Here is a 24,701-nt window from a genome sequence, read left to right on the forward strand (position 1 = left end):
CCCTACACTTTTAAGGCGTTAAGCGCAGGGTAATTGTTTAACTAAGGTAGTTAACAGGTTAATTATTGTTACAAAATTACGTGTGGTATTTTAACAATAAAAAAATAGCCTCTAAAATCTGTAAATTTTTGAAAACATTAGCCTAAAAAATGTTGCCTAAGCCGCATGGCGCAAGGCTTCCGTTTCCAGTTGATGTACAAGTTAATTTCCAAAAAAGAGAGTTATAACGAAGGCCTGCATTTTTTAACGTTTTCAGTTTGCGATAAAAAACGTTAATATGAGCCGAATTAACTGTCTGTAGCGTTATCCCTATTCTGGAGAATTTCCTTTGATCAACGTCCTTCTTGTTGATGACCACGAACTGGTGCGCGCAGGGATACGACGCATTCTTGAAGATATTAAAGGTATAAAAGTTGCTGGCGAGGCCTGCTGCGGTGAAGATGCCGTCAAATGGTGCCGGACGAATAGTGCTGATGTTGTCCTGATGGACATGAACATGCCCGGTATTGGCGGCCTTGAAGCAACGCGTAAAATCGCGCGCGCCTGGGTTGATACCAAAGTGATCATGCTGACGGTTCACACTGAAAATCCTCTTCCTGCAAAAGTGATGCAGGCGGGCGCCGCGGGCTACCTGAGCAAGGGCGCAGCCCCTCAGGAAGTGGTTAATGCTATCCGTTCTGTCTATTCCGGGCAGCGCTATATCGCTTCTGATATCGCGCAGCAAATGGCGCTCAGCCAGATTGAACCAGAAAAGACCGAATCACCGTTTGCCAGTTTGTCTGAGCGCGAATTGCAGATTATGCTGATGATTACCAAAGGCCAGAAGGTGAATGAGATCTCTGAGCAGCTTAATCTCAGCCCAAAAACGGTGAACAGCTACCGCTACCGTATGTTCAGTAAGCTGAACATTCATGGCGATGTCGAACTCACTCACCTGGCCATCCGTCATGGTCTGTGCAATGCCGAGACCCTAATTAGTCAGTGAGTGAAGTGTTTGATTCCAGTGCTTTCCTGAAAACCGTCACCAGCCAGCCAGGCGTCTACCGGATGTATGACGCAGGCGGGACGGTTATCTACGTCGGTAAAGCGAAAGATCTTAAGAAGCGTCTTTCCAGCTATTTCCGCAGCAATCTTGCCTCCCGCAAAACTGAAGCGCTGGTCGCTCAGATCCAGCAGATCGACGTCACTGTGACCCACACAGAGACCGAAGCGCTGTTGCTGGAGCATAACTACATCAAGCTCTACCAGCCGCGTTATAACGTGCTGCTGCGCGATGACAAATCCTACCCGTTTATTTTTCTCAGCAGCGATACCCATCCACGTCTGGCTACCCATCGCGGTGCCAAACATGCGAAAGGTGAGTATTTCGGCCCGTTCCCTAACGGCTACGCCGTGCGGGAAACGCTGGCGCTGCTGCAGAAGATATTCCCGATTCGCCAGTGCGAAAACAGCGTCTATCGCAACCGCTCTCGCCCTTGTCTGCAGTATCAGATTGGTCGTTGCCTCGGGCCCTGTGTGGAAGGGCTGGTCAGCGAAGAGGAGTACGCACAGCAGGTAGAATATGTGCGCCTGTTCCTGGCCGGTAAAGACGATCAGGTGCTGAACCAGCTTATCGCCCGTATGGAGAAGGCCAGCCAGGCGCTGAACTTTGAAGAGGCGGCGCGGATCCGCGATCAGATCCAGGCGGTACGACGGGTCACGGAAAAACAGTTTGTCTCTAATACCGGCGATGACCTGGACGTGATTGGCGTGTCGTTTGATGCGGGCATGGCCTGCGTGCATGTGCTCTTTATCCGCCAGGGTAAGGTGCTGGGCAGCCGCAGCTATTTCCCGAAAGTGCCGGGCGGTACCGAACTGGGTGAAGTCGTCGAGACCTTTGTCGGCCAGTTCTATTTGCAGGGCAGCCAGATGCGAACCCTGCCGTCGGAAATTTTGCTCGATTTTAATCTCAGCGATAAAACGCTGCTGTCAGATTCGCTGTCGGAGCTGGCGGGACGCCGGGTTAACGTCCAGACTAAACCGCGCGGCGATCGTGCCCGCTACCTCAAGCTGGCGCGCACCAATGCGGCAACGGCATTGACTACTAAACTGTCGCAGCAGTCGACTGTCCATCAGCGTCTTATCGCGCTGGCAACCGTGCTTAAGCTGCCGGAAGTGAAACGGATGGAGTGTTTCGACATCAGCCACACGATGGGGGAGCAGACGGTGGCCTCCTGTGTGGTATTCGATGCTAACGGACCGCTGCGGGCGGAGTACCGGCGCTACAACATTACGGATATCACTCCCGGTGACGATTACGCAGCCATGAACCAGGTGCTGCGCCGTCGCTATGGTAAAGCTATTGAAGAGAGTAAGATCCCGGACCTTATCCTGATTGATGGTGGTAAAGGCCAGCTCGCCCAGGCAAAATCCGTTTTTGCTGAACTGGACGTAAGCTGGGATAAGCATCATCCGCTGCTGCTGGGCGTGGCGAAAGGCACCGATCGTAAAGCCGGGCTGGAGACGCTGTTCCTTGAGCCGGAAGGGGAGGGCTTTAGCCTGCCGCCGGACTCGCCTGCGCTCCATGTGATCCAGCATATTCGCGATGAGTCGCACGATCACGCCATTAGCGGTCACCGTAAAAAACGGGCAAAGGTGAAAAATACCAGCACTCTGGAAACGATCGAAGGGGTCGGGCCAAAACGTCGCCAGATGTTGCTGAAATATATGGGCGGTTTGCAAGGATTACTCAACGCCAGCGTAGAGGAAATTGCAAAAGTGCCAGGTATTTCGCAAGGGCTGGCAGAAAAGATCTACTACTCGTTGAAACATTGAGGGCTCTGTAGCAACATAGGGCTAATAATTACTGACAACAAACAGTTACCGTCACTATGCGATTAAATATCCCTACATTGCTGACGCTTTTCCGCGTCGTTCTCATTCCTTTCTTCGTACTGGCGTTTTATCTGCCATTTGTCTGGGCGCCTTTCGCATGTGCACTTATCTTTTTTGTTGCGGCAGTCACTGACTGGTTCGACGGCTACCTGGCGCGTCGCTGGAATCAAAGCACCCGTTTCGGCGCGTTTCTCGACCCGGTGGCTGACAAGGTGATGGTGGCCATCGCCATGGTGCTGGTGGTTGAGCACTATCACAGCTGGTGGGTCACACTGCCTGCGGCAACCATGATTGCCCGTGAGATTATTATCTCTGCCCTGCGCGAGTGGATGGCGGAGCTGGGTAAACGCAGCAGCGTGGCCGTCTCCTGGATCGGTAAGGTCAAAACCACCGCGCAGATGGCGGCGCTGGTATGGATGCTGTGGCGTCCAAACGAGTGGGTAGAGTGGGCGGGTATTGGCCTGTTTATGGTCGCGGCGGTGCTGACGCTGTGGTCAATGTTGCAATATTTGAACGCCGCGCGTGGGGATTTGCTTGATCAGTGATCGTTTCGGCGCAATTTTCAGCAAACGATCTATCCTTGCGAAAATTAACGTTGACTCAAAACGTCAGGTAAGTAGAATGCAACGCATCGAACGACGGCACGGCCCGTTAGTCGATAGCAAAATCAAGTGATTAGCATAATGACTTGATAAATGCGGGAATAGCTCAGTTGGTAGAGCACGACCTTGCCAAGGTCGGGGTCGCGAGTTCGAGTCTCGTTTCCCGCTCCAAATTTAAGACATGCGCAATAGCGGGTGTCAGTCGTAAGACAAAAGATTTAAGGCGCGTTAGCAAAGCGGTTATGTAGCGGATTGCAAATCCGTCTAGTCCGGTTCGACTCCGGAACGCGCCTCCACTTTCTTCCCGAGGCCGGATGGTGGAATCGGTAGACACAAGGGATTTAAAATCCCTCGGCGTTCGCGCTGTGTGGGTTCAAGTCCCACTCCGGCTACCATGGGAAAGACAAGAATAATCAAAGCAATAAGCAGTGTCGTGAAACCACCGAAAGGTGGTTTTTTTGTGCCTGAAATTTCATCGCCCTCTCAAACTTTCCTCGTATTCACCGGAATTAATCACCTTTCTTTACGACCAGCTTCGCGTTACGGATAACTATTCTGTAAAAAGGTAGTACTCGCTAATAACGACCATTTCGCGAGAGGTTCAAAATGAACAAACTGACCTTGATTACCGCGTTAGTGACATTCGCTGCATCATGCGCCTGGGCTGCGGGCGATGACGATATCATCTATGACAGCCACGGCCATCCCATCCGCCATGATAAGCAGGATGATGATCAGGGCAAACAGCGCAGTGACGACCACACCAACCGGCGCAGCGAGCACAATTAGCGGCAATCAGGGTTTACCAAACAGACGCGAGATCTGCGCCCCTTTCAGGAAAATAAACGCTAACAGCAAACCGCCCCACAGAGCCATGGTGATGTAGCTGCTCACGCCCAGAATATTGAGGCCGCTCTCCAGCATCTGGAGCAGGATCAGCGCCATCACCATGCCAAAGACTTTACCGAAGCCTCCATCCGGATTTACCCCGCCCAGTACAGCCGCCAGAATCGACACCAGCAGATAAGATTCACCGTAAGAGGCCTTGGCTGAATTGAGTTTCGACATCATCAGCAGGGCGGCGATCACGCACAGCACCGAGGAGAGCACATAGACCCAGATGAGGGTTTTACGGGTGTTAATCCCGGAGTAGTGGGTCGCCTGCTCGTTAGAGCCGATCAGGTAGAGGGTGCGCCCGAAGGCGGATTTTTCGAGGATCACCCACAGTACGACCACCACCGCCAGAAAGACCAGCAGCGGCAGCGGGATGCCGAGGATGTTGGTGCTGTTAATCACCAGAATATAGTCCGGGAAGTTAGAGATCGCCGAACCTTTGGAGATGAGGATATTAATGCCTTTCAGCAGGGTCATGATCCCAAGGGTGGCTAAAATCGGCGAGACCCGCACCACGGCAACCAAAAATCCAATCACCGAACCGATCGCCAGGGCCATGACTAACCCGGCGGCAATCACCAGCAGCATGCTGCTGAAGGTTGGAGGATAATGGGTAGCGACCCAGGCCATCACCAGCCCGCAGGCGTTCATGGTGGCGATGATGGACAGGTTGATCCCCCCGGTGAGGATCGTCACCGCCATCGCGAGGGCCAGCACGCCGAGGATCGGCATTTGCGAGGCAATGGACTGGAAGTTAGCGGCTGACCAGAAGACCGAGGGTATCAGGAAGCTGAACGCGATCACCACCACCGCGATTAACACGCTCAGGTAAATCTCGACGCGATCCTGGGTTTTGTTGGCGCTCATACTATGACTCCCTGACCTTTACGCTGACTCCATGCCGTCATACTGATACTGGTGACGATCACCACCCCGGTAACGACCGTATGCCAGTACGAAGAGATCCCTAACAGGTTAAGACCGTTCTGCAACACGGCGAGTAAAATCACCCCTAACAGGGTGCCGAGTAAGGTGCCGCGCCCGCCGACGATACTGGTTCCGCCTAACACCACGGCGGCGAGTACCGTCAGTTCGTAGCCCAGCAGGGAGTCGGGCGCGACGGTTAAGACGGTCGCGGATTGCACTACGCCTGCCACCCCGGACATCAGCCCCATGTAGCCATAGACAAACAGCTGCATTTTAAAGATGCCAAATCCCATGCGGGAGGCCGCCTCCCGGTTGCCGCCCATGGCATAAATCATCCGCCCGACGCTGGTTTTATTCATGATGAAGCCGGTTAACGCCACCACCGCCAGCAGGGTGAGGATCGGCAGGCTTAAGCCATAATCGTAGCCATCTGCGGCGGTGAATTTGAATAGCATCATCCCCTCTTCAAACCACTCAGGATAGCTGTAGAGCCAGACGCCTTTGGTCAGGTAGAGCAGCAGGCCGTAAAAAATATTCAGGGTTGAGATGGTGATAATGATGGAAGGCACGTTGAGCCGGTTGACCAGCGTGGCGTTGATCAACCCGAGCAGCAATCCCAGCCCCCCGGCCAGCGCAAACGCGAGGGCAAAGTTTCCGGTGGTACCCTGAATCAGCGTCACCATCACGTACTGTGAAATGATGGTCATGGCGGGAAAGGAGATATCGATCCCGCCGGAAATCAGCACAATAAACAAGCCGCAGGCCAGAATGGTGAGCATGGCGTAGTTATTGATTAGATCGTAGATATTGCCGAGCGTCAGGAAATCGCTGCTGGCAAACGACAGATAGCCGCCAATCACCAGAATGGTCAGGCCTAAAAACAGCTCGTGGGTTTTGATCCCGAATTTATTAACCATTGACCACCTCCGCCAGCGCGGCTTCCGAGGTCTTTTCCGGGAGGAGTTCCGCGACGATCTCACCCTTGCGCATGACTAAAATGCGATGACTGTTAAAGTAGGCTTCATCGATCTCATCGGTGATCATCAGCACCGCGATCCCCTGGCGCGACAGGGCAGAGATGATTTGATAGATCCCCGCTTTATTGGCAATGTCCACCCCGACGGTGGGGGAGTCGAGGATCAGCACCCTGGGATTGATCGCCAGCCATTTGGCTATCGCCACACGCTGGGCGTTGCCCCCGGAGAGGGTATTGACCGGCAGATTGACGCTGCCAATTTTAATGCTCAGCTGCCCGACTAAATCGGCGACAACGCGGTCCGCTTTGGCTCTGTCTAACAATTTAAAGGGGGTTTTCAGCCGTCGAAGCACGGTAGAGATAATGTTGTCGTTGATGGACTGTTCCATCACCAGGCCGGTACTCATCCGGTCTTCAGAGACATAGCCAATCCCGGCATTGATCGCATCCCGGTTGCTGGCGAAGCGCACCGCTTTGCCTGCCAGCACTATCTCCCCGGAGTCAGGCTGCGTGAGCCCAAACAGGCTCAGGCAAAGCTCTGTTCTGCCCGCACCGAGTAATCCGGTAATGGCGAGGATCTCACCCTGATGCACCTGAAATGAGATGTTCTTGTATTGGTGATGCTTAGTGAGGTTCTTAACGCTCAGCGCTACGTCGCCAAGTTTTTCTATCGGCGGTAATAACGCATACGAAAACTCTTTACCGGTCATCAGGAAAGCGAGTTTTTTATTATTGATGTCGCTGGCAGGCCAGGTGCCAACCAGGGTGCCATTTTTGAGCACGCTGATACGGTCGGAAATAGAGAGCACTTCATCCAGACGGTGGCTGACAAACACGACGCAAATGTTTCTTTTCTTTAAATCGCCAATCACCCGCAGCAGTCCTTTTACCTCCTGCATGGTGAGAGAGGCGGTGGGCTCATCCATAATAATCAGCCTGGCTTCCTGGGCCAGCGCCCGGCAGATCGCCACAATCTGACGCTGGGCAATGGGCAGGGATTCTACATTGGCATCCAGATCCAGCTCCGCCTCAATGCTTTTCACGGTGCGCGCGGCGATGCGATGGATCTCGCTCTTATTCACCAGCAGATTATGGTGATGCTGGTGGATCGCGATGTTTTCCGCCACGGTGAGGTTCGGGAACAGGGAGAGATCCTGATAAATAACCTGTATTCCGGCTTTCACCGAGTCGATGGGGGAGAGGTGGGAGCGGGGCTTACCGTCAATGACGATCTGAAAGCCGGGATCGGGTTTATAGACGCCAGAAATAATTTTAATCAGCGTCGATTTACCGCATCCGTTCTGCCCGGCCAGACAGTGAACCTCCCCGGGAAATAGCGTCAGGGCGATGTTATCCAGCGCTTTCACACCGTAGAACGTTTTGCTGATATGACCCAGTGAAATAAACGGCTCCATTATTACCTCTCAGGGGCTCACACAGCACGCCCGTATTGCGACGATCGCAGCAGGGCGTGCAGAACCAACGGGTTAATACAGACTGTCGATATTTTCTTTCGTCACGCGCAGGACTTTGTGGAATTTGATGATGCGTTTTTCGGTATCCACATCCGCTTTACCGAGATTGGGGATCTCAAGACCCTGAGTAATCTCTTCTCCCTTCAGAACCTTGTCGGCCACGGCGGTAATGGCGTAACCCGCAGAGGCAGGGTCGTAGGTGATGCCCATGGCGATATCACCGCTCTTAATCAGGGAAGCGGCCTGAGAGGGGATCATCATGCCGTAAACGAACACTTTGCCTTTCGCCCGTTTCTCTTTCACCGCGCGGCCCGCGCCAATGGGTCCCTGAGAGCCAAAGGAGACAATCCCTTTCAGGTCGGGGTGAGCTTTCATCAGGTCGATGGTCGTCCGGCGGGCATCGTCGATATTCTCGGCCACCGGCATACGGCTGGTGACTTCATGCATATCCGGGTAGTGCTCTTTCTGATATTTAACGAACAAGTCCGCCCACAGGTTATGTTGCGGCACGGTCAGACTGCCGACATAAATAACATAGCCTCCTTTACCGCCCATGGCTTTGGCCATCTCTTCAACGTTATCGGCGGCAAATTTTTTGTTATCAATAATTTCAACGTCCCAGTTGGCGCTCGGTTGTCCGGGAGATTCGTTGGTTAATACCACGATGCCAGCATCCCGCGCCTTTTTAAATACCGGCTCGAGCACATCGGCATCATTGGGAACAATCCCGATCGCCGATACTTTTTTCGCGATTAAGTCCTCAATAATTTTTACCTGCTGCGGGGCATCAGTGCTGGAAGGGCCTACCTGAGAGGCTTTAATACCGAGGTCGCTGCCGGCTTTGGTGACACCTTCCCCCATACGATTAAACCAGGGCATGCCATCTATTTTTGAAATATTTACCACTTCAATTTCTTTCGCCATTGCGGAAGTGGAAAAGACCATCAATCCGAGCAAACTAGCCGACAGTAATTTTGTTAAGCACATTTTACTCATCTCATACCTCTGAATGGTGGTGAAAATAAATGATAGTGATAACGTTGTTTCGCTGTTTGACCTACCCGTGTGCGTTTTAATATTAGGTGATAATAATCCTTTCCTCGCAGACTTTATCCCGGATAAAGCCAGGGGAAATAGCAAGTTAGCTCCGCTGGTTTAAAAGAATTAACAGTAGGGTTTTCATATTTATGATGTTATGGAACTACTGGCTTATCGCATGGACTATTTTGCCAATACTCCGTTTTGGGATTTCCATCACTTATTCGGCTTACTGCGCCATCCGCCGGGCTGAAGCAACCGTCTGGCGCGTTTGAGAGAAACTGCCGCTTTTTTTGACTTCAAGCCTGTACAACCGGCGCTGAAAAGCGCCTAATACCGTCTCCAAAATTTTTATCATTCACAGTTAACAGGTCTGTTATTGATGAATAAATCCCATCGCTTCGCGCCAGCGCCTGTCTGCTGTGATGAACCTCTGTGCTGTCGGCCCGTTTTGCCGTCGCCAGACTCATTTTCAAGGGACAGATAGCCATGCAGCGTCGACAATTTCTTAAAAATAGCGTTCTTCTTTCTGCCGCAGGTTTAGTAGGCCCGGCTCTGGCCAGCGAGACGGTAAAAACCAGCCTGGCGCCCATAGCGCCGGTGATGCGCCGCCGCTTTGTCTTGTCGCAAACCTATAAACTGGTGCCGCCGCAGGGCTCCAGCGGCGTCGTGAAGCTGTGGATCCCGCTTCCGGTGGATACTGCCTTTCAGCAGATGACCGGCATGGCGTTTACCGGCAACTATCAGCAGGCCTATGTCACCACCAACAACGCTTATGGCGCGAAAACCCTGTTCGCAACCTGGCCAAAAAGTGAAGGCGATTTGCTGCTTCAGCTCGATCTTGAGATCGAAACGGCGGACTGGGAGCCGCTGAAACATGACGCGCTGAAAAACTGGCAGGCACCGGAACAGATTGTTTATCCGCTGGCGGTGAAGCCATACCTGCTGCCAACAACGCACACACCGGTTGATGGCCTGGTGCGCGAAACGGCGCAAAAAATTACCGGCGGCGAAACCGATCCACTGAAGAAAGCGCGCCTCATTTACGAATGGGTCAGCAGCCATATGGAACGCGATAACGACGTCATTGGCTGTGGCACCGGCGACGTGGCGACCATTCTGCAAAGCGGCAAGCTCAGTGGCAAATGCACCGACATCAGCTCGGTGTTTGTGGCGCTGGCGCGCGCCAGCGGGATCCCGGCGCGGGAACTGTTCGGCATCCGTCTGGGCAGAGCCAACAAACTGGAGCGCTACTCCGCCAGCGCCTTCGGCAAAGCCGATAGCGCGGGCGTGGCCGATGTCAGCGGCGGACAGCACTGCCGCGCGGAGTTTTATCTGGCCGGTTACGGCTGGCTGCCGTGTGACCCGGCGGACGTCACCAAAATGCGTCTGGCGGAGAAAAAAGCCCATCAGGATCCCGATGTGCAGGCGGTGAATGCTTACCTCTTTGGCAACTGGGAGATGAACTGGGTGGGCTTCAACTATGGGCGCGATTTTGAGCTCTATCCGGCGACGGAGCAGGGGGCGGTAAATAACTTTGGCTACCCCTATGCCGAGGTGGACGGCGATCCACTCAATTTCTACGATCCAAAGGTGTTCACTTACCACTATGTCTCAACCGAACAACGCTAAGGGGGCAGGCCTTACCCTGCTGACGGCAGCCGCGGCTGCCGTTACCGCCGGGCTCTGCTGCGTCGGTCCGCTGCTCTACCTGCTCTTTGGCATCTCGGCGGCGGGGTTTGCCGGGCTCAGCCAGCTTGAGTTCCTGCGCCTGCCGATGATTGTGCTCTCCCTCGGGCTGATGCTGCGGGTGTTCTGGCGGCTCTATTTTTCAAAAAGGCTGTGGTGTACCGGGCGTTTAACCCTGGGGCAGATGCGTCTGCTGTTCTGGCTCACGCTGCCGGTGCTGCTGCTGGTGCTGTTCTACCCCACGGTGGTGACCTGGGTTTATGAGGTGATGGAATGAAACGACTGTTAATAAGCGCGTGTCTGCTGCTTCCGCTGTTTGCCCAGGCGGCGAATCAAAAAGTGGTGCTGGATGTTCAGGGCATGACCTGTTCGCTGTGCGTCATTTCGGTTAACCAGGCGCTGCGGGAAACCGAAGGGGTAGTGAAAGCGAAAGCGTCATTAAAGACCCGACAAACCGACGTTATCGTCGCGGAAGGTTTTCCTGTCGAGACATTATTACAGGCGGTGGCGAAAACAGGTTATACGGCGACGCTCAATCATATTGAAAAGCTGTAAATATAATACGAACTCATGATGGATTAATTGTTGTTTAATGTATTTTTGCCTTTCCCTGGATGAGGGAAAGGCGTTATTTCAGACAATTATGAATAATTAATGATGATACGCCTTCAGTTTTATAAATATATTGTTACGAAACGTTGATCTTCCCGTTCGTCCGCTCTATCTTTTGATAAGTTTCTCCATAAAACGATCCTTTTTATCCATGCCTTTTCTTTATCGGCGGTGGAGCGCTCCTTGCTCTCAGCGTTTTTACACTATATTTTGGGTGATGGTAAATATGAATATAACAGCCAGCAAATATACCCTCTGGATCCGCGATATTACGCTCAATCCCTGGATCGCCTTTTATTTTCTTCAGTCGGTACTAATAAATTACTCTTTCGGCTACTCATTCAGCGCAATCTATACGGTGGCATTTTGCTGCGTGCTGTTAGTGCTCTGGCGAATCACCCCTCGCCTGCAAAAAGGCGTTATTATCCTGTGCAGTCTGCTGGCTGCGATCTACTTTCCTTTTCAGCAAGCGTATGGCGCGCCAAATTTCAATACGCTGTTAGCATTACATTCCACCAATTTTAATGAGTCCGTCGAGATCCTGACGATATTTCCGTGGCACAGCTACCTGGTGTCATTCATTATTCTGACATTAGGCCTCATTGCACTCCGGCGTAAGATTATGCCCAAACAGGGCTGGCGCCGTTTCGATATGCTCTGTCTGGCCTTTAGCGTCCTCTGTTTCTTTTTAACCCCCCTGAAAAACCTGGTTTACTGGGGGCACTTTACCCTGATGGACGTGGGGTATCCGGTGTTCCGCTTTGTAAAAGATGTGGTGATCAACAATCGGGAAGTGGTTACGGAGAAAGCCCGCATGCTGGAGCTGGCCAAAGTGAAGGACAACTGGACCGTTCTGGCGGTGAAGCCCCGCTACCATAACTACGTGATGGTGATCGGTGAAAGCGCACGCCGGGATGCGCTGGGTGCCTTTGGCGGGCAGTGGAATAATACGCCGTTCGCCAGCTCGGTGAAGGGAATCCTGTTTACCGATTACATTGCCGCCAGCGCCTCCACCCAAACCTCGCTGGGGTACTCCCTGAGCCGGGTGAGTGGTGATACGCCGGAGTATCAAAATAACGTTGTCACGCTGGCGAATCGCGCCGGATTTCAGACCTGGTGGTTCTCCAATCAGGGGCAGATTGGCGAGTACGATACCGCCATTGCCAGTATTGCGAAGCGGGCCGATGAGGTGCAGTTTCTCAGAAAGGGGTATTACGAAGACGAGAGTAATCCTCGGGACGAAGCCTTACTGCAGATGACCCAGCAGGTGCTCTCAACCCCGCGTATACAAACGCGACTGATTGTCCTGCACCTGATGGGTTCCCATCCGCAGGCCTGCGAACGCACCCAGGGGAAATACGCCGAGTTTGTGCAGTCGAAAGAGACCTCCTGTTATATCTACAGCATCACCCAGACCGATACCCTGTTAAAACAGCTTTATCAGCAATTGCAGAACACTGGCGACAGTTTCTCGATGGTCTACTTTTCCGATCACGGTCTGACCTATAAAGCCCGTCTGACCGGCGGGCAATATATGGCTCACGGTGATGCCTGGCAGCAAAACTACCAGGTGCCGTTTATGATCGTATCGAGTGACGATAAAGAGCACCGCCTGATCAAAGCCCGGCGTTCCGCCAATGATTTTCTCGATTTCTTCTCGGTATGGACCGGCATTCAGGCGAAGGAGCTGACGCCGAAATACGCATTTGTCTCGGAACAGGAGGCGGGCAGCGCCTGGGTGACCAACTTTAAGATGCAGAAAGTAGATTTCGCGCAGTTGCCGGACGATTTCCACCCGTAGGGGGCGCCGGTTACGCTCCGTCCATCTCATTAACAGCAAAACAGATACCCGGTGCAACGGTCATGATTTAACCTTTTTTGCACCAGCTAAGACCGCGGATAAACAGGGAAGAGAACCGTTTCTGTGTTACCCTGCACGCCATTCTATTCTGCAGGAGATTGACCCATGACTGAAGGTCCGTTAAACGAAACCGAAATGGAGTGGCTGGAAGAGACCTTAATGACCTACGGTCATGATGACGAGTCCGTTATGGATGTCTCAGAACTCGACGGTATGTTGACCGCGGTGCTTTCCGGCCCCGTGGTGGTGGAGCCGGACCGCTGGCTGGTGGCGGTGTGGGGCGGTGAAAAGAACATTCCGCGCTGGAAGAACGAGCGCGAGATGAACCGCTTTATCGATCTCTGCTTCAAGCATATGAACGATATCGCCGAACGCCTGAGCGACTACCCGGATCAGTTTGAACCGATGTTCGGCATGAACGATGTCGACGGTGAAACCTATACCGTGGTGGAAGAGTGGTGCTTCGGCTATATGCGCGGCGTGGCGCTGACCGACTGGTCATCCCTGCCGGAGTCACTGCGTGCCGATCTGGATTTAATTGCCCTGCACGGCTCCGAAGAGAACTTTGAGCGCCTGGATTCCTTCAGTGAAGAGGAGTTCCAGCAGAGCATCGAGGGGATTCGTCCGGCAGCGCTGCGTCTGTATAACTACTGGATTGCCAACCCGCAAGAGCCGGTTACTCAGCAGCCGGTGATCAACGGCACCAAAGTGGGACGCAACGATCCCTGTCCGTGCGGCAGCGGCAAGAAATTCAAGAACTGCTGTCTGCATTAACAGCGCCCGGCGGCGTTTCGCTTGCGCGGGCCTACACTATTCGTAGGCCGGGTAAGCGCAGCGCCACCCGGGATCATTGCACGCTATCCCACCTCTGGCAGCAACCCCGCCGTAATCCCGAACTGCACCAGGATTATCGCGATCCCGCAGGCGAAGACCAGACAGAGCACAGGCTTACCGCCTGGTACCCGGTAGTTCCCTTCAGGATGATGCTTACGGCTTTGCCAGACCAGCAGAGAGGGCAGCAGCAGCGCCAGCACCGCCAGCGCCACGCCCGCGTATCCCAGCGCCATCACAAAACCCCGTGGGTAGAACAGGGCGAAGGCCAGCGGCGGCAGAAAGGTGATCGCCCCGGTCTGGATACGTCCGCTGAACGTGCGGCTGCGCTGGAACAGGTCGGCGAGGTAGTCGAACAGACCCAGCGCCACTCCCAGGAACGAGGTCGCCAGGGCGAGGTCGGCAAAGAGATGCACCGCCAGCTCAACGTGCGGCGAGGCAACCACTTCGCGTACGGCCTGCAACAGCCCGTTCAGCTCACTATGGTTTGCCAGCATTCCCATGAAGCTCGACGAGTTGATACTGCCGAGGGTGACCAGCTGCCAGAAGATGTAAGCCACCAGCGGAATGGCGCTGCCAGTGATAAAGATCCAGCGCAGCTTGCGCACGTTGCCATTCATATAGCTGACAATGCTCGGCACGCTGCCGTGAAAACCAAACGAAGTAAAAATGACCGGTATAGCCGACAGTGCCAGCCCTTTCTCCAGCGGCAGCGTCAGTAAGTTGACCTTATGAATGTGCGGGACCAGCAGGGCCAGCATCACCACCAGGAAGACTATTTTTGCCGAGAACAGGAGGCGGTTGAACAGATCGACCAGCGACGTGCCCACGCAGACCACGCCCCCACCAATCAGGGTAAATAAGATCACCCCTGTGGCGGGAGAGATATCAGCGTTGAACCCGTCATTGACGCTGGAGGCGATTAACTCCCCGGCGCCGCTGATGTAGGCTGCCGTCAGGGCATACATCAGGAACATCATGCTAAAGCCGGCGATCCACTGGCCGAATCGCCCCAGATAACGCCCGGCCAGCGATCCCAGCCCGGTATCGGCTGGAACGTGTTGATACACTTCGAGCAGCAGCAGGGCGGTGTAACACATCAGTGCCCACAGTACGCCCAGTAACACCAGCGTAACGCCAAAACCGACACCTGCCGCCGCCAGCGGCATCGCCAGCATCCCGGCGCCAATCGTCGTTCCGGCGACGATAAAAATACTACCCAGCGTTCTGTTCTTCACGTTTTCCTCTAAAACCCTACGACACGACGACAAAATCTGCGGCGCAGAGTAAGGGAAAAGAACGGACTCGTCAAACCGGCGTTACAACGAGTGTAATGTAATCTTTACGTTATTTAACTTAAGCGTCGCTCTGGTCATATGCCCGTAAAAATGAGGAGGTTTGCCTACTTCATAAGAGCAATGTTTTCGCCCGATAATCAGGCGTAACGTAAACGTTTCTTATAAATATTCAAAAAAAGTGAGACGGCGATGACGGCCAGTAATCCCTTCTGTGCGAAATGGAGTCGTTCAGGCAATTTATTGTGTCACGGGCACTGGATAATTAGCTGGCAGGGCCAGGCGCTAACCTTACCGGAGGCAAGGCGGGAAAAGGATATGGGTACCTGGGCCATCTATTCGATTATCGATCCCGAAGATGAGACCTTTGCCCAGGGGTTGCAGGAAGATGAGTGGATCATTGAAAACGTCGAATGGCTGACCGATCTCTTTTTCGACCACGGCGTTCCGCTGGAGACGGCCAGCTATCGCCAGTTTTATCAGGCGGTCAATAAACAGGACTGGCGCTGCACCAGCTGTGCGGGTTGCATGTAAACCTGCGCCAGCGCAAAGCGTTGTGGGGAGGAAAGGGTTAGGCTGCGCCTTTTCTTCTGGAGGGTTTATGGCATCCATTCATGGGCACGATGTGCTGACGATGATGATCGAGTCCGGCGAGCAATACAGCGAAGAGAGTCTGATTGCCGCGATTACGGCGCGTTTTGGTGACGAGGCGCGTTTTCACACCTGTTCAGCCGCGGACATGACGGCAGCAGAGCTGGTGGCATTTCTGGCGGCGCGCGGTAAATTCATTTCGCAGGCGTCGGGTTTTTCAACTCATGAAAGTAAAATCTGCGGCCATTAATAATAACGCGGCGCCAGATAGCGCCGCATGAATATTAATTTTGGGCATCGAGCGTCGACAGCTCTTTATCAATAAAGTACAGACCTTCACCCGATTTTCCGGCCAGGGTGAGTTTATCGATAACCGATTTAAACAGCTTCTCTTCTTCGTGCTGTTCTGCCACATACCACTGCAGGAAATTAAAGGTGGGATAATCCTGGCTGGTCATAGCCGCGTGTACCAGTTCGTTAATTTTTTGTGTGATCAGCTGTTCATGCTCGTAGGTAGCGCGGAACAGTTCATCTAATGAGGCATATTCTGCAAATGGCGATGCTACCGGGTTAATGCGCGGCAGGCTGCCGGTATCCGTAAGATAATCAAAGAGACGCTGCATGTGTGTCATCTCTTCCTGGGCGTGACGACGCATAAACGCCGCCGCGCCTTCAAAACTGTGATAGCTACACCAGGCACTCATCTGTTGATAGAGCAGGGAGGAGTAAAGCTCCAGATTCATTTGCTCATTGAGCTTGTCGATCATTTCACTTTTAAGCATGGTGTGGCTCCGTTTTATTATTAACTGGTCAACGTGAGCGTCACTATAATTTGTTATTTATTTATTTGCAAAAAGTAAAATAAATATTTAAGCAATCATAATACGAATGGGAATAAAACGCATTGCGCGCAACTCAAATATATTAATGAGAATTATTCTGTTTCGTGTTCAGAATTTTATTGCCAGCTCTAAAGCTGGCAACGAAATTAGTAATAAGCCGAGGTCGTGACGGCAGGGGCGGGGGCGTAACCGTGGCACTGGTACTGGATAGTGACGGTTTTGTTCAGACACAACGAGCCGCTGATCACGCTACAGGTTTCGATCGGCTGACCGTAGGCCTGGGCCGTACTGTATCCCATGGCCTGACATTCGCGGGTGGCAGTGCCACTTGTTACATAAGCATCATCATAAGAGGTCTGGAATAGTGGCTGACCATAATCAAGCCTGACGACCCCCGAGGTGACATCGACGCTGCTCACTTCAGCTTTGCGGGTAATACCGCAACCTGCCAGTAACAGCACCAGACCGACCGTGCATAATCTCTTCATAGAACACTCTGAATGCGTTGAAATAACCTATACTAACGCCAGACGTAAAGCGCAATGCCAGGAATAACCCCCCTGTTCTCTCTTTTCTCTTCGCCACGACCATCCGGCTCCTTCAATCATAAGCCATCCTTTTGCGAACCGGTGCTCACATCCCTCTCCATCAAAATTGTGAGCGCATCTTTGTTTTTTGAAACTATTTTTCACTTAATTTGAAAGTGCGTTTGCTTAGTAGTAAGGTGAATTGAGTAAGCTATTCACAGCGGGGTGCCCCGCATCGCATTCAGGAGACGAAGTATGAAAATTGCACTGATGATGGAAAACAGCCAGGCGCAAAAAAACGCCATCATCCTCAAGGAATTGAACGCCGTTGCTGAAGAGAAAGGTTTCCCGGTTTATAACGTTGGGATGAGCGACGAAAACGATCACCACCTGACCTATATTCATCTGGGGATCATGGCGAGCATTCTGCTGAACTCTAAAGCGGTTGATTTCGTGGTGACCGGTTGCGGTACCGGCCAGGGTGCGCTGATGTCCCTGAACATCCACCCGGGCGTGGTGTGTGGCTACTGCATCGATCCTGCTGACGCCTTCCTGTTTGCACAGATCAACAACGGTAACGCACTCGCCCTGCCATTTGCCAAAGGCTTCGGCTGGGGTGCAGAGCTGAACGTGCGCTTTATCTTTGAAAAAGCCTTCACTGGCCGTAAAGGCGAAGGTTATCCGCCAGAGCGTAAAGAGCCTCAGGTTCGCAACGCGGGCATCCTGAATCAGGTGAAAGCGGCTGTGGTGAAAGAGAACTATCTCGACACCCTGCGCGCCATCGATCCGGAGCTGGTTAAAACTGCGGTTACCGGTCAGCGTTTCCAGCAGTGCTTCTTCGAGAACTGCCAGGATAAAGAGATCGAAGCCTTTGTCCGCGGTATTATCGGCTAAGTTGCTAACACCGATAAAAAGCCAGCTTGCGCTGGCTTTTTTTATGCCTCTTTTCTGGATACCGCACTGCCGGCATCTTTTACCAGCCGCAGGGTATCGACCATCCCCAGCAGACAGACCAGCGCAATCGCCACAAACGCCAGCCGGAAGCTGATGCCCGGTAGCGACGCCATCCCCAGCCATTCGCTACACAGTTCGCCGATGCGGATCCCGATGGCGCCGAGGGTGATCCCCAGCCCCACTGCCAGCTGGGTGGCGGTGGAAAATAGGGTGTTGGCATAGCTCATTTGCGGCGAAGGCACATCCGCAAAGGCAAGGGTGCTGATGGCGGTAAACTGAATGGAACGGAACACGCCGCCGAGATAGAGCACCAGCATGATAACCCACACCGGGGTTTGCGGGGTCAGGAAAGCGCAGGCCAGCAGGGCCAGCACGTTCAGCGCGCCGTTGATCAGCAGCAACTTTTTAAAACCCAGCCCGCGCAGCAGTGGCGTGGTGGCGGGTTTGATGGTCAGGTTACCGACGAATACCGCCAGCACCAGCAAACCGGAGTGGAAGGCATCCATGCCAAAGCCCACCTGAAAAAGCAGCGGCAGCAAAAACGGCACGGCGCTGATGGAGGCGCGAAACAGCGAGCCGCCAAACATCGTTACGCGAAACGTGGGCACCTGCAGGGCATCAAGACGGATCATTGGCCACTCGGTGCGCCGGAAATGACGCAGGGCATAAATCATGGTCACCATCCCTGTTGCCAGTAGTGCAAGGGTCACGCCTGTATTCACCTCCTGCGCCCCCATCATCTCCATGGCATAGACCAGGCTCACCATCGCCACCGAGGTGGCGATAAAGCCCGGCGTATCGAACGGGCGACGGGTCTCTTCATAGATATCGGGAATAATGCGCAGTGCCAGCACGATAGCTATTAGCCCTAACGGCACGTTAATAAAGAATATCCAGCGCCAGTTGGCATAGCTGGTAATAAAGCCCCCCAGCGGCGGGCCGATGATGGGTGCCACCAGCGCGGGCCAGGTGAGGGTGGCGATGGCGGTAATCAACAGGTGCTTGGGCGTGGTGCGCAATACGGCAAGGCGGCCTACCGGCACCATTAATGCACCGCCCATTCCCTGCAGTACGCGCATGGCGATGAACTGATCCACGCTGGTGGCGAGACCGCACAGCACCGAGGCGAGAGTGAAGATCGCCAGGGCAAGGGTAAACACCTTACGCGCGCCAAAGCGATCGGCGATCCAGCCGCTGGCCGGAATAAGTACCGCCAGGGTGATCAGATAGGCGCTGATCCCGAGATTAAGATCGACCGCCTGTACGCCAAAGCTTTTCGCCATATCGGGTAATGCCGTGGCGATCACCGTACCGTCCAGAAACTCCATAAAGAACGCGCCGGCCACCAGCAGCGCGGCGGGAGAGATCCCGCTGGCCGCTTTAGCGGAGTGATTTTCAGTCATTTTTTCTCTGCCACTTAAAATTTTTTTTAAAAATTTACGGTAACCCGCGGTGCGATAATTTGCTGATTAATATTAGATTTTAATCGGAACGGTGTTTTGTTTTAAATAAACTGGCGTGATGAATATCACAAAAACATTGATTTCTGTGATGAAGGTCATATTATAGCCGCATCAACATTAACACCTGCATAACACTTAGCCGGAGCATACCGATGAAATTGCGCAAAATCCTGAAAAGCATGTTCGAATCCTACTGCAAGACCTTTAAGGACGTACCGCCAGGCGCGATGTTCTGATAAGAAAAACCTGCTCCGGCAGGTTTTTTTGTGCCTGTACGCCGCATCAGGGCTGACGTTTTGCTACTATGACGGCCTTTCAAACAGGAGAAGCCTATGTCTCAAAACCTGAGTGCCGATCAGGAACTGATCTCTGACGTCGTTGCATGCCAGCTGGTCATCAAACAAATTCTTGATGTGATTGAAATCATTGCTCCCGCAGAAGTGCGCGAGAAAATGTCCAGTCAGCTGAAAAACATCGATTTCGCCAGCAATCCTGCGTCGGCCGACCCTGTTACGCTGCGCGCCGTGCAGAAAGCCATTGCGCTGATCGAGCTGAAATTCACACCGCAGGGTGAGTCTCACTAAAATAAACCGGTGTTTTGATTTATAAACGGTTTTGTGAGAATAATGTGAACGGGCGACCCAGGGTCGCCCGAAATGTGAGTTACATGAAGCTCTGCACCAGTAGGGTAGTGACTCTTTTGCAAAAAATTACCCGGCACAGGCCGGGTAATTCAGTTAACGCGCAGAATCAGTGGTGCTGACGGCTGACGACGTTAAGCAGCTGGCGATCGGTCTGTTCCAGACCCATGCCGGTGAGACGTGCCTTGCGAACTTCATCAAGGATGGTTTTGAGTAATACCCCATCCTGCTGCTGTTCTTTCTCAATATCATGCAGGAAGTTAAGCGTAGAAGTGTCTTTCATTTTCCGCGCTTCATCCGTTAATTGATTCAGCGTCTGACAGCGCTGCTCATACTCTTCCAGCGTGCGCTGGAAAACTGCTTCCAGGCAATTGCACTCTTCGTCAGTCATATCCACGGGTTTCAAAACCGGCATAGCGCCTGATGCTTTTAAAAAATCGAAAACGCGCATCATTTGCGTAACGTTGCTCTGCGCCTGGAGGCGCAGGAAAGTCGCGGAACCGGTTAGCTGATGTTCTGAACACCACTCGCTGAGGTGCAAAGAGAGATTAGACGCATGAAACTCGAGGTTCATCTGCGTGTTGAGCCTGGTGATCATATCCGAGACAGCCATATCCATTCCCTTTTCTTCGTTTATGTAACCAAAAAATAATCATCATTAACGATAGTTCACTACAGAATAAAAGCATTCTGTTTTCCCTGTATGTGATCCCAAATTCGTTTCAGGCATCAGGTAAAATTCATCATAACAGCGAATCCATTATAAGAAAATCCTTATAAATATATTCTTACTAAACCTTACCCCCCATCAGGAATTAAAAAAAATGGAGGATTTCGAGAGGGGAGGGTCGAGGTTGAAGATGATTAAGAGATTGTATTATAATGATTTGTATAAATTTAATGCTATCCGAAAAGTGAAATTACTTTATGTTTTTCTCAGGAGCGGTGAAATAGGCGCTTAGCGAAAAAAAAGATAATTATTCCTGTCAGGTGGAATACAGATAATTCTGGTAATTAATGGATTTTTACACCTGGCTAAAATTGCGTCAGATCATTTTTGCTGGAAATAGTGCGATATGTGATCCCGCTGGAAGTTTTCCGCTACACACGCTGCGAAAATGAAACATTGTTTTATATTCCCTAACGGAGTTCATTATGGCAAAAGTAGCGGTGCTGCTGGCACCCGGATTTGAAGAGGCGGAGGCGATTATCACTATTGATATCCTGCGCCGTCTCAACATTGAGGTAGATACCCTGGCCTGCGCCGAGTCGCGGGCGGTTGTGAGCTACCATAATATCCCGATGGTGGCGGACAGCACCCTCAGCGAAAAAATCGACAGTTACTACGATGCGGTCGTATTACCCGGCGGCCCGCAGGGCAGCGTGAATCTGGCGGCCAGTGCCGATGTGGTGCGTTTTGTCGCCGCGCATGACGAAGCGGGTAAATTTATCGCTCCAATTTGTTCGGCTGCGGCGCGTGTGCTGGGCGGCAATGGCCTGTTAAAAGGGCGTCGCTATGTCTGCTCGGGGGAGCTCTGGCAGGAGATTCAGGACGGCGAATATGTCGATGCGCCAGTGGTGGAAGATGGCAACCTCATCAGCGGCAAGGGACTGGGCCATGCCTTTGACTTTGCGCTGACGCTCTCAGCACGTCTGCTGGGTGAGGAAGCACCGGTACGCGATCACGCCGAGCATATCTACTATCCCTGGTAATATTATGCCGGGCGCCCGCGCGCCCGGATCACAAGGATATCTTAGCTAATCTTATGGACTAATCTGCTTTACCCCTTTCTATTTGTCAGACAAATACCTGCATATTTATGTCTTTTTCCGCTGAATCTATGTACGCAATTACTGTAATTCTGCGGTGTGATGGCGCTCTCTTATGGATGATTAATTTCCCGCTAAAACTATCTCAAGCAAATGTGCTTCATACACGCCTGGCGCTAATGCCTTGTTTTAAGTCCGATTAAAAACATTTTAGTTGTTATTCCCCTACAAATTAAAACGCTAAAGCTGGAGTTAACCATGCACAAATTTACTAAAGCGCTGGCGGCCATCGGTCTGGCTGCCGTTATGTCACAATCCGCTATGGCGGAGAACCTGAAGCTCGGTTTCCTGGTGAAGCAACCGGAAGAGCCATGGTTCCAGACAGAGTGGAAATTTGCCGATAAAGCCGGGAAAGATTTGGGTTTTGAAGTCATTAAAATTGCTGTGCCTGATGGTGAAAAAACGCTGAACGCCATCGACAGCCTGGCAGCCAGCGGCGCGAAAGGGTTTGTCATCTGTACTCCGGATCCAAAACTGGGCTCGGCTATCGTGGCGAAAGCGCGTGGCTACGACATGAAAGTCATCGCCGTGGACGATCAGTTCGTGAACGCCAAGGGCAAGCCGATGGATACCGTGCCGCTGGTGATGATGGCGGCGACCAAAATCGGCGAGCGCCAGGGCCAGGAACTCTATAAAGAGATGCAAAAACGCGGCTGGGACGTGAAGGACACCGCGGTTATGGCGATCACCGCCGATGAACTGGATACCGCACGCCGTCGCACCTCCGGTTCGATGGAAGCCCTGAAAGCGGCCGGCTTCCCGGAAAAACAGATCTACAAAGTGCCAACCAAATCCAACGACATCCCGGGCGCTTTCGATGCGGCCAACTCCATGCTGGTGCAGCATTCTGAAGTGAAACACTGGCTGGTGGTGGGGATGAATGACAACACCGTCCTGGGCGGCGTGCGCGCCACCGAAGGCCAGGGCTTCAAAGCGGCAGATGTTATCGGCATCGGCATCAACGGCGTTGATGCGGTGAGCGAGCTCTCTAAAGCGCAGGCCACCGGCTTCTACGGTTCTCTGCTGCCAAGCCCGGACGTACATGGCTATAAATCCAGCGAAATGCTCTACAACTGGGTCACCAAAGGTGCCGAGCCAGCGAAATTCACTGAAGTTACCGACGTGGTGTTGATCACCCGTGACAACTTCAAAGCAGAGCTGGAGAAAAAGGGACTGGGCGGTAAGTAATTCCACTGTGATTGCGCCCCCCGGGCATCGGGGGGCCAGACGTTCACTACTCGATCCTCGGAGACGTTATGCAACAGTCTGAACCGTATCTCTCTTTTCGCGGCATCGGCAAAACCTTTCCCGGTGTCAACGCGCTGACCGACATCAGCTTTGACTGCTATGCGGGTCAGGTTCATGCCCTGATGGGTGAGAACGGCGCCGGAAAATCCACGCTGTTGAAGATCCTCAGCGGTAACTACACCCCCACGACAGGCACCCTCGCCATCCAGGGCAAAGAGGTCGCCTTCGCGGACACCACCGCCGCGCTGAATGCCGGTGTCGCCATCATCTACCAGGAACTGCATCTGGTGCCGGAGATGACCGTGGCGGAGAACATCTATCTTGGGCAGCTTCCGCATAAGGGCGGTTTTGTTAACCGTTCGCTGCTCAACTATGAGGCCGGTCTGCAGCTGAAGCACCTTGGGCTGGATATTGATCCCCAGACCCCACTGAAGTATCTCTCCATCGGCCAGTGGCAGATGGTGGAGATTGCCAAGGCGCTGGCGCGCAATGCCAAAATTATCGCTTTTGACGAACCCACCAGCTCGCTGTCGGCGCGTGAAATCGAGAACCTGTTCCGGGTGATCCGCGAGCTGCGCAAAGAGGGGCGCATCATTCTGTATGTGTCGCACCGTATGGAAGAGATCTTCGCCCTCAGCGACGCTATTACCGTGTTTAAAGATGGTCGCTATGTCCGCACCTTCAGCGACATGCAGCAGGTCAACCACGACCTGCTGGTGCAGGCGATGGTGGGGCGCGAACTGGGTGATATCTATCACTGGGAACCGCGCCAGTATGGCGGCGAACTGCTGCGCCTCGAAGAGGTTAAAGCCCCGGGCGTACGCACCCCGATAAGCCTGACGGTGCGCAGCGGTGAAATTGTTGGCCTCTTCGGGCTGGTAGGGGCAGGGCGCAGCGAGCTGATGAAAGGGTTGTTTGGCGGCACCCGCATCACCGCAGGGCAGGTGTTTATCGACGGCCAGCCTGTCGATATTCAGAAACCGGCCCATGCCATTCGCGCAGGGATGATGCTCTGCCCGGAAGACCGCAAGGCCGACGGGATCATCCCGGTGCACTCGGTACGGGATAACATCAATATCTCGGCCCGCCGGAAGACCATCCGTGCCGGATGCCTGATTAACGACACCTGGGAGGTTAGCAACGCCGATCACCACATTCGTTCGCTTAACATCAAAACCCCGGGCGCGGAACAGCTGATCATGAACCTCTCCGGTGGCAACCAGCAAAAGGCCATTCTGGGCCGCTGGCTGTCGGAAGAGATGAAGGTGATCCTGCTGGATGAACCGACGCGCGGTATCGACGTGGGCGCCAAGCACGAAATCTATAACGTCATTTATGCCCTGGCAAAACGTGGCGTGGCGGTGCTCTTCGCCTCCAGCGATCTGCCGGAAGTACTGGGCGTGGCCGACCGTATCGTGGTGATGCGTGAAGGGGCCATTGCCGGTGAATTGCTACATGAACAGGCGAATGAACAGCAGGCGTTAAGCCTCGCCATGCCTAAAGTCAGCCAGGCTGTCGCCTGAGTAAGGAG

At 53.1% G+C, this 24,701-nt stretch carries 26 protein-coding genes and 3 tRNA genes; 20 read left to right on the forward strand and 9 right to left on the reverse strand.

The features are described 5' to 3' along the window. Positions 1–328: 328 nt before the first annotated feature. The 7 genes from uvrY to ACT3IC_RS17715 all read left to right on the forward strand — a co-directional run bounded on the left by uvrY (position 329) and on the right by ACT3IC_RS17715 (position 4,265). Complete coding sequence (uvrY, locus tag ACT3IC_RS17685; RefSeq protein ID WP_103180122.1) at positions 329–985, forward strand: UvrY/SirA/GacA family response regulator transcription factor; 657 nt, start codon at positions 329–331, stop codon at positions 983–985. Next, a complete protein-coding gene (uvrC, locus tag ACT3IC_RS17690) occupies positions 982–2,814 on the forward strand; it encodes an excinuclease ABC subunit UvrC (RefSeq protein WP_103180121.1) in 1,833 nt (610 codons plus the stop codon). Before uvrY ends, uvrC begins: the two co-directional genes overlap by 4 nt. A 56-nt stretch (positions 2,815–2,870) precedes the next feature. Continuing rightward, entirely contained in the window at positions 2,871–3,419 is a 549-nt protein-coding gene (gene pgsA, locus ACT3IC_RS17695; RefSeq protein WP_032612063.1) for a CDP-diacylglycerol--glycerol-3-phosphate 3-phosphatidyltransferase, read from the forward strand. Positions 3,420–3,571: 152 nt separating this feature from the next. Further along, a tRNA-Gly gene (locus tag ACT3IC_RS17700) sits at positions 3,572–3,647 on the forward strand. A gap of 51 nt (positions 3,648–3,698) precedes the next feature. Then, positions 3,699–3,772 (forward strand) — tRNA-Cys (locus ACT3IC_RS17705). A gap of 12 nt (positions 3,773–3,784) precedes the next feature. Continuing rightward, positions 3,785–3,871 (forward strand) — tRNA-Leu (locus ACT3IC_RS17710). Between the two features lie 211 nt (positions 3,872–4,082). Next, positions 4,083–4,265 carry a hypothetical protein gene (locus tag ACT3IC_RS17715; protein WP_103180120.1) on the forward strand — a complete coding sequence of 61 codons (183 nt, stop codon included), beginning with the start codon at positions 4,083–4,085 and terminating at the stop codon, positions 4,263–4,265. Positions 4,266–4,271: 6 nt separating this feature from the next. Here the strand turns inward: ACT3IC_RS17715 and ACT3IC_RS17720 are convergent, their stop codons facing one another. The 4 genes from ACT3IC_RS17720 to ACT3IC_RS17735 form a co-directional block, all read right to left on the reverse strand. Next, complete coding sequence (locus tag ACT3IC_RS17720) at positions 4,272–5,237, reverse strand: ABC transporter permease (RefSeq protein WP_103822432.1); 966 nt, start codon at positions 5,235–5,237, stop codon at positions 4,272–4,274. Next, positions 5,234–6,214 (reverse strand): ABC transporter permease, encoded by a 981-nt coding sequence (locus ACT3IC_RS17725; protein ID WP_473478421.1) that lies wholly within the window; start codon positions 6,212–6,214, stop codon positions 5,234–5,236. The genes ACT3IC_RS17720 and ACT3IC_RS17725 overlap by 4 nt, the downstream gene beginning before the upstream one ends. Then, a complete protein-coding gene (locus ACT3IC_RS17730; RefSeq protein WP_263950561.1) occupies positions 6,207–7,688 on the reverse strand; it encodes a sugar ABC transporter ATP-binding protein in 1,482 nt (493 codons plus the stop codon). Before ACT3IC_RS17730 ends, ACT3IC_RS17725 begins: the two co-directional genes overlap by 8 nt. A gap of 72 nt (positions 7,689–7,760) precedes the next feature. Then, complete coding sequence (locus tag ACT3IC_RS17735; protein WP_473478424.1) at positions 7,761–8,744, reverse strand: substrate-binding domain-containing protein; 984 nt, start codon at positions 8,742–8,744, stop codon at positions 7,761–7,763. A 531-nt stretch (positions 8,745–9,275) separates the two neighbouring features. Here ACT3IC_RS17735 and ACT3IC_RS17740 point away from each other — a divergent pair. The 5 genes from ACT3IC_RS17740 (at position 9,276) to ACT3IC_RS17760 (ending at position 13,722) form a co-directional block, all read left to right on the forward strand. Beyond that, positions 9,276–10,418 carry a transglutaminase-like domain-containing protein gene (locus tag ACT3IC_RS17740; RefSeq protein WP_103180115.1) on the forward strand — a complete coding sequence of 381 codons (1,143 nt, stop codon included), beginning with the start codon at positions 9,276–9,278 and terminating at the stop codon, positions 10,416–10,418. Further along, on the forward strand, positions 10,396–10,752 hold the full coding sequence (locus tag ACT3IC_RS17745; RefSeq protein ID WP_156654822.1) for a mercuric transporter MerT family protein: 357 nt from the start codon (positions 10,396–10,398) through the stop codon (positions 10,750–10,752). Before ACT3IC_RS17740 ends, ACT3IC_RS17745 begins: the two co-directional genes overlap by 23 nt. Then, positions 10,749–11,030 carry a heavy-metal-associated domain-containing protein gene (locus ACT3IC_RS17750; RefSeq protein ID WP_103180113.1) on the forward strand — a complete coding sequence of 94 codons (282 nt, stop codon included), beginning with the start codon at positions 10,749–10,751 and terminating at the stop codon, positions 11,028–11,030. Before ACT3IC_RS17745 ends, ACT3IC_RS17750 begins: the two co-directional genes overlap by 4 nt. Positions 11,031–11,313: 283 nt before the next feature. After that, positions 11,314–12,888, forward strand: a complete 1,575-nt coding sequence (locus tag ACT3IC_RS17755; RefSeq protein ID WP_156654820.1) for a phosphoethanolamine transferase family protein — start codon at positions 11,314–11,316, stop codon at positions 12,886–12,888. Positions 12,889–13,053: 165 nt separating this feature from the next. Continuing rightward, the gene (locus ACT3IC_RS17760) at positions 13,054–13,722 is read left to right on the forward strand and encodes a YecA/YgfB family protein (RefSeq protein ID WP_103180111.1); all 669 of its coding nucleotides are present in this window, start codon (positions 13,054–13,056) and stop codon (positions 13,720–13,722) included. A gap of 83 nt (positions 13,723–13,805) precedes the next feature. Here the strand turns inward: ACT3IC_RS17760 and tyrP are convergent, their stop codons facing one another. After that, on the reverse strand, positions 13,806–15,017 hold the full coding sequence (gene tyrP, locus ACT3IC_RS17765) for a tyrosine transporter TyrP (protein ID WP_473478431.1): 1,212 nt from the start codon (positions 15,015–15,017) through the stop codon (positions 13,806–13,808). A gap of 249 nt (positions 15,018–15,266) precedes the next feature. Here tyrP and ACT3IC_RS17770 point away from each other — a divergent pair, with 249 nt between their 5' ends. Then, positions 15,267–15,608 carry a hypothetical protein gene (locus ACT3IC_RS17770; RefSeq protein ID WP_263950565.1) on the forward strand — a complete coding sequence of 114 codons (342 nt, stop codon included), beginning with the start codon at positions 15,267–15,269 and terminating at the stop codon, positions 15,606–15,608. Between the two features lie 67 nt (positions 15,609–15,675). Continuing rightward, positions 15,676–15,915, forward strand: coding sequence for a YecH family metal-binding protein (locus tag ACT3IC_RS17775; RefSeq protein WP_159339533.1), 240 nt, complete (start codon positions 15,676–15,678; stop codon positions 15,913–15,915). A 34-nt stretch (positions 15,916–15,949) separates the two neighbouring features. Here ACT3IC_RS17775 and ftnA read toward each other — a convergent pair whose 3' ends face one another. Continuing rightward, positions 15,950–16,447 carry a non-heme ferritin gene (gene ftnA / locus ACT3IC_RS17780; RefSeq protein ID WP_103180107.1) on the reverse strand — a complete coding sequence of 166 codons (498 nt, stop codon included), beginning with the start codon at positions 16,445–16,447 and terminating at the stop codon, positions 15,950–15,952. A gap of 206 nt (positions 16,448–16,653) precedes the next feature. Then, entirely contained in the window at positions 16,654–16,995 is a 342-nt protein-coding gene (gene yecR / locus ACT3IC_RS17785; protein ID WP_103180106.1) for a YecR family lipoprotein, read from the reverse strand. 294 nt (positions 16,996–17,289) lie between these two features. Between yecR and ACT3IC_RS17790 the strand changes: the two genes are divergently transcribed. Then, a complete protein-coding gene (locus tag ACT3IC_RS17790; RefSeq protein WP_103180105.1) occupies positions 17,290–17,928 on the forward strand; it encodes an RpiB/LacA/LacB family sugar-phosphate isomerase in 639 nt (212 codons plus the stop codon). A 41-nt stretch (positions 17,929–17,969) separates the two neighbouring features. On the opposite strand, the gene ACT3IC_RS17795 is transcribed toward ACT3IC_RS17790, so the two are convergent. Beyond that, positions 17,970–19,391 carry an MFS transporter gene (locus tag ACT3IC_RS17795; RefSeq protein ID WP_473478436.1) on the reverse strand — a complete coding sequence of 474 codons (1,422 nt, stop codon included), beginning with the start codon at positions 19,389–19,391 and terminating at the stop codon, positions 17,970–17,972. A gap of 212 nt (positions 19,392–19,603) precedes the next feature. Here ACT3IC_RS17795 and azuC point away from each other — a divergent pair, with 212 nt between their 5' ends. Further along, positions 19,604–19,687 carry a stress response protein AzuC gene (gene azuC, locus ACT3IC_RS17800; protein WP_098946254.1) on the forward strand — a complete coding sequence of 28 codons (84 nt, stop codon included), beginning with the start codon at positions 19,604–19,606 and terminating at the stop codon, positions 19,685–19,687. Positions 19,688–19,783: 96 nt separating this feature from the next. Continuing rightward, a complete protein-coding gene (locus tag ACT3IC_RS17805; protein WP_039030868.1) occupies positions 19,784–20,035 on the forward strand; it encodes a DUF2766 family protein in 252 nt (83 codons plus the stop codon). A gap of 166 nt (positions 20,036–20,201) precedes the next feature. Here the strand turns inward: ACT3IC_RS17805 and ACT3IC_RS17810 are convergent, their stop codons facing one another. After that, on the reverse strand, positions 20,202–20,705 hold the full coding sequence (locus ACT3IC_RS17810) for a non-heme ferritin-like protein (protein ID WP_103181106.1): 504 nt from the start codon (positions 20,703–20,705) through the stop codon (positions 20,202–20,204). Between the two features lie 542 nt (positions 20,706–21,247). Here ACT3IC_RS17810 and ACT3IC_RS17815 point away from each other — a divergent pair. The 3 genes from ACT3IC_RS17815 (at position 21,248) to araG (ending at position 24,693) form a co-directional block, all read left to right on the forward strand. Then, entirely contained in the window at positions 21,248–21,805 is a 558-nt protein-coding gene (locus ACT3IC_RS17815) for a DJ-1 family glyoxalase III (protein ID WP_103180103.1), read from the forward strand. Between the two features lie 315 nt (positions 21,806–22,120). Then, positions 22,121–23,110 (forward strand): arabinose ABC transporter substrate-binding protein AraF, encoded by a 990-nt coding sequence (gene araF, locus ACT3IC_RS17820; protein ID WP_103180102.1) that lies wholly within the window; start codon positions 22,121–22,123, stop codon positions 23,108–23,110. A 68-nt stretch (positions 23,111–23,178) separates the two neighbouring features. Then, complete coding sequence (gene araG, locus ACT3IC_RS17825) at positions 23,179–24,693, forward strand: L-arabinose ABC transporter ATP-binding protein AraG (protein ID WP_156654814.1); 1,515 nt, start codon at positions 23,179–23,181, stop codon at positions 24,691–24,693. Positions 24,694–24,701: the final 8 nt, after the last annotated feature.

It is taken from the genome of Leclercia sp. GHBNCSD (assembly GCF_055805075.1).

Coding starts and splice junctions, on each gene's coding strand:
- ACT3IC_RS17790 (WP_103180105.1), top strand. CDS start 17,290: ATGAAAATTGCACTGATGATGGAAAACAGCCAGGCGCAAAAAAACGCC.
- azuC (WP_098946254.1), top strand. CDS start 19,604: ATGAAATTGCGCAAAATCCTGAAAAGCATGTTCGAATCCTACTGCAAG.
- ACT3IC_RS17810 (WP_103181106.1), bottom strand. CDS start 20,705: ATGGCTGTCTCGGATATGATCACCAGGCTCAACACGCAGATGAACCTC.
- pgsA (WP_032612063.1), top strand. CDS start 2,871: ATGCGATTAAATATCCCTACATTGCTGACGCTTTTCCGCGTCGTTCTC.
- ACT3IC_RS17795 (WP_473478436.1), bottom strand. CDS start 19,391: ATGACTGAAAATCACTCCGCTAAAGCGGCCAGCGGGATCTCTCCCGCC.
- ACT3IC_RS17720 (WP_103822432.1), bottom strand. CDS start 5,237: ATGAGCGCCAACAAAACCCAGGATCGCGTCGAGATTTACCTGAGCGTG.
- yecR (WP_103180106.1), bottom strand. CDS start 16,995: ATGAAGAGATTATGCACGGTCGGTCTGGTGCTGTTACTGGCAGGTTGC.
- ACT3IC_RS17805 (WP_039030868.1), top strand. CDS start 19,784: ATGTCTCAAAACCTGAGTGCCGATCAGGAACTGATCTCTGACGTCGTT.
- ACT3IC_RS17735 (WP_473478424.1), bottom strand. CDS start 8,744: ATGAGTAAAATGTGCTTAACAAAATTACTGTCGGCTAGTTTGCTCGGA.
- ACT3IC_RS17745 (WP_156654822.1), top strand. CDS start 10,396: ATGTCTCAACCGAACAACGCTAAGGGGGCAGGCCTTACCCTGCTGACG.
- araF (WP_103180102.1), top strand. CDS start 22,121: ATGCACAAATTTACTAAAGCGCTGGCGGCCATCGGTCTGGCTGCCGTT.
- ACT3IC_RS17815 (WP_103180103.1), top strand. CDS start 21,248: ATGGCAAAAGTAGCGGTGCTGCTGGCACCCGGATTTGAAGAGGCGGAG.
- ACT3IC_RS17775 (WP_159339533.1), top strand. CDS start 15,676: ATGGCATCCATTCATGGGCACGATGTGCTGACGATGATGATCGAGTCC.
- ACT3IC_RS17725 (WP_473478421.1), bottom strand. CDS start 6,214: ATGGTTAATAAATTCGGGATCAAAACCCACGAGCTGTTTTTAGGCCTG.
- ACT3IC_RS17770 (WP_263950565.1), top strand. CDS start 15,267: ATGACGGCCAGTAATCCCTTCTGTGCGAAATGGAGTCGTTCAGGCAAT.
- ACT3IC_RS17755 (WP_156654820.1), top strand. CDS start 11,314: ATGAATATAACAGCCAGCAAATATACCCTCTGGATCCGCGATATTACG.
- ACT3IC_RS17760 (WP_103180111.1), top strand. CDS start 13,054: ATGACTGAAGGTCCGTTAAACGAAACCGAAATGGAGTGGCTGGAAGAG.
- ACT3IC_RS17740 (WP_103180115.1), top strand. CDS start 9,276: ATGCAGCGTCGACAATTTCTTAAAAATAGCGTTCTTCTTTCTGCCGCA.
- ACT3IC_RS17750 (WP_103180113.1), top strand. CDS start 10,749: ATGAAACGACTGTTAATAAGCGCGTGTCTGCTGCTTCCGCTGTTTGCC.
- ACT3IC_RS17715 (WP_103180120.1), top strand. CDS start 4,083: ATGAACAAACTGACCTTGATTACCGCGTTAGTGACATTCGCTGCATCA.
- ACT3IC_RS17730 (WP_263950561.1), bottom strand. CDS start 7,688: ATGGAGCCGTTTATTTCACTGGGTCATATCAGCAAAACGTTCTACGGT.
- araG (WP_156654814.1), top strand. CDS start 23,179: ATGCAACAGTCTGAACCGTATCTCTCTTTTCGCGGCATCGGCAAAACC.
- ftnA (WP_103180107.1), bottom strand. CDS start 16,447: ATGCTTAAAAGTGAAATGATCGACAAGCTCAATGAGCAAATGAATCTG.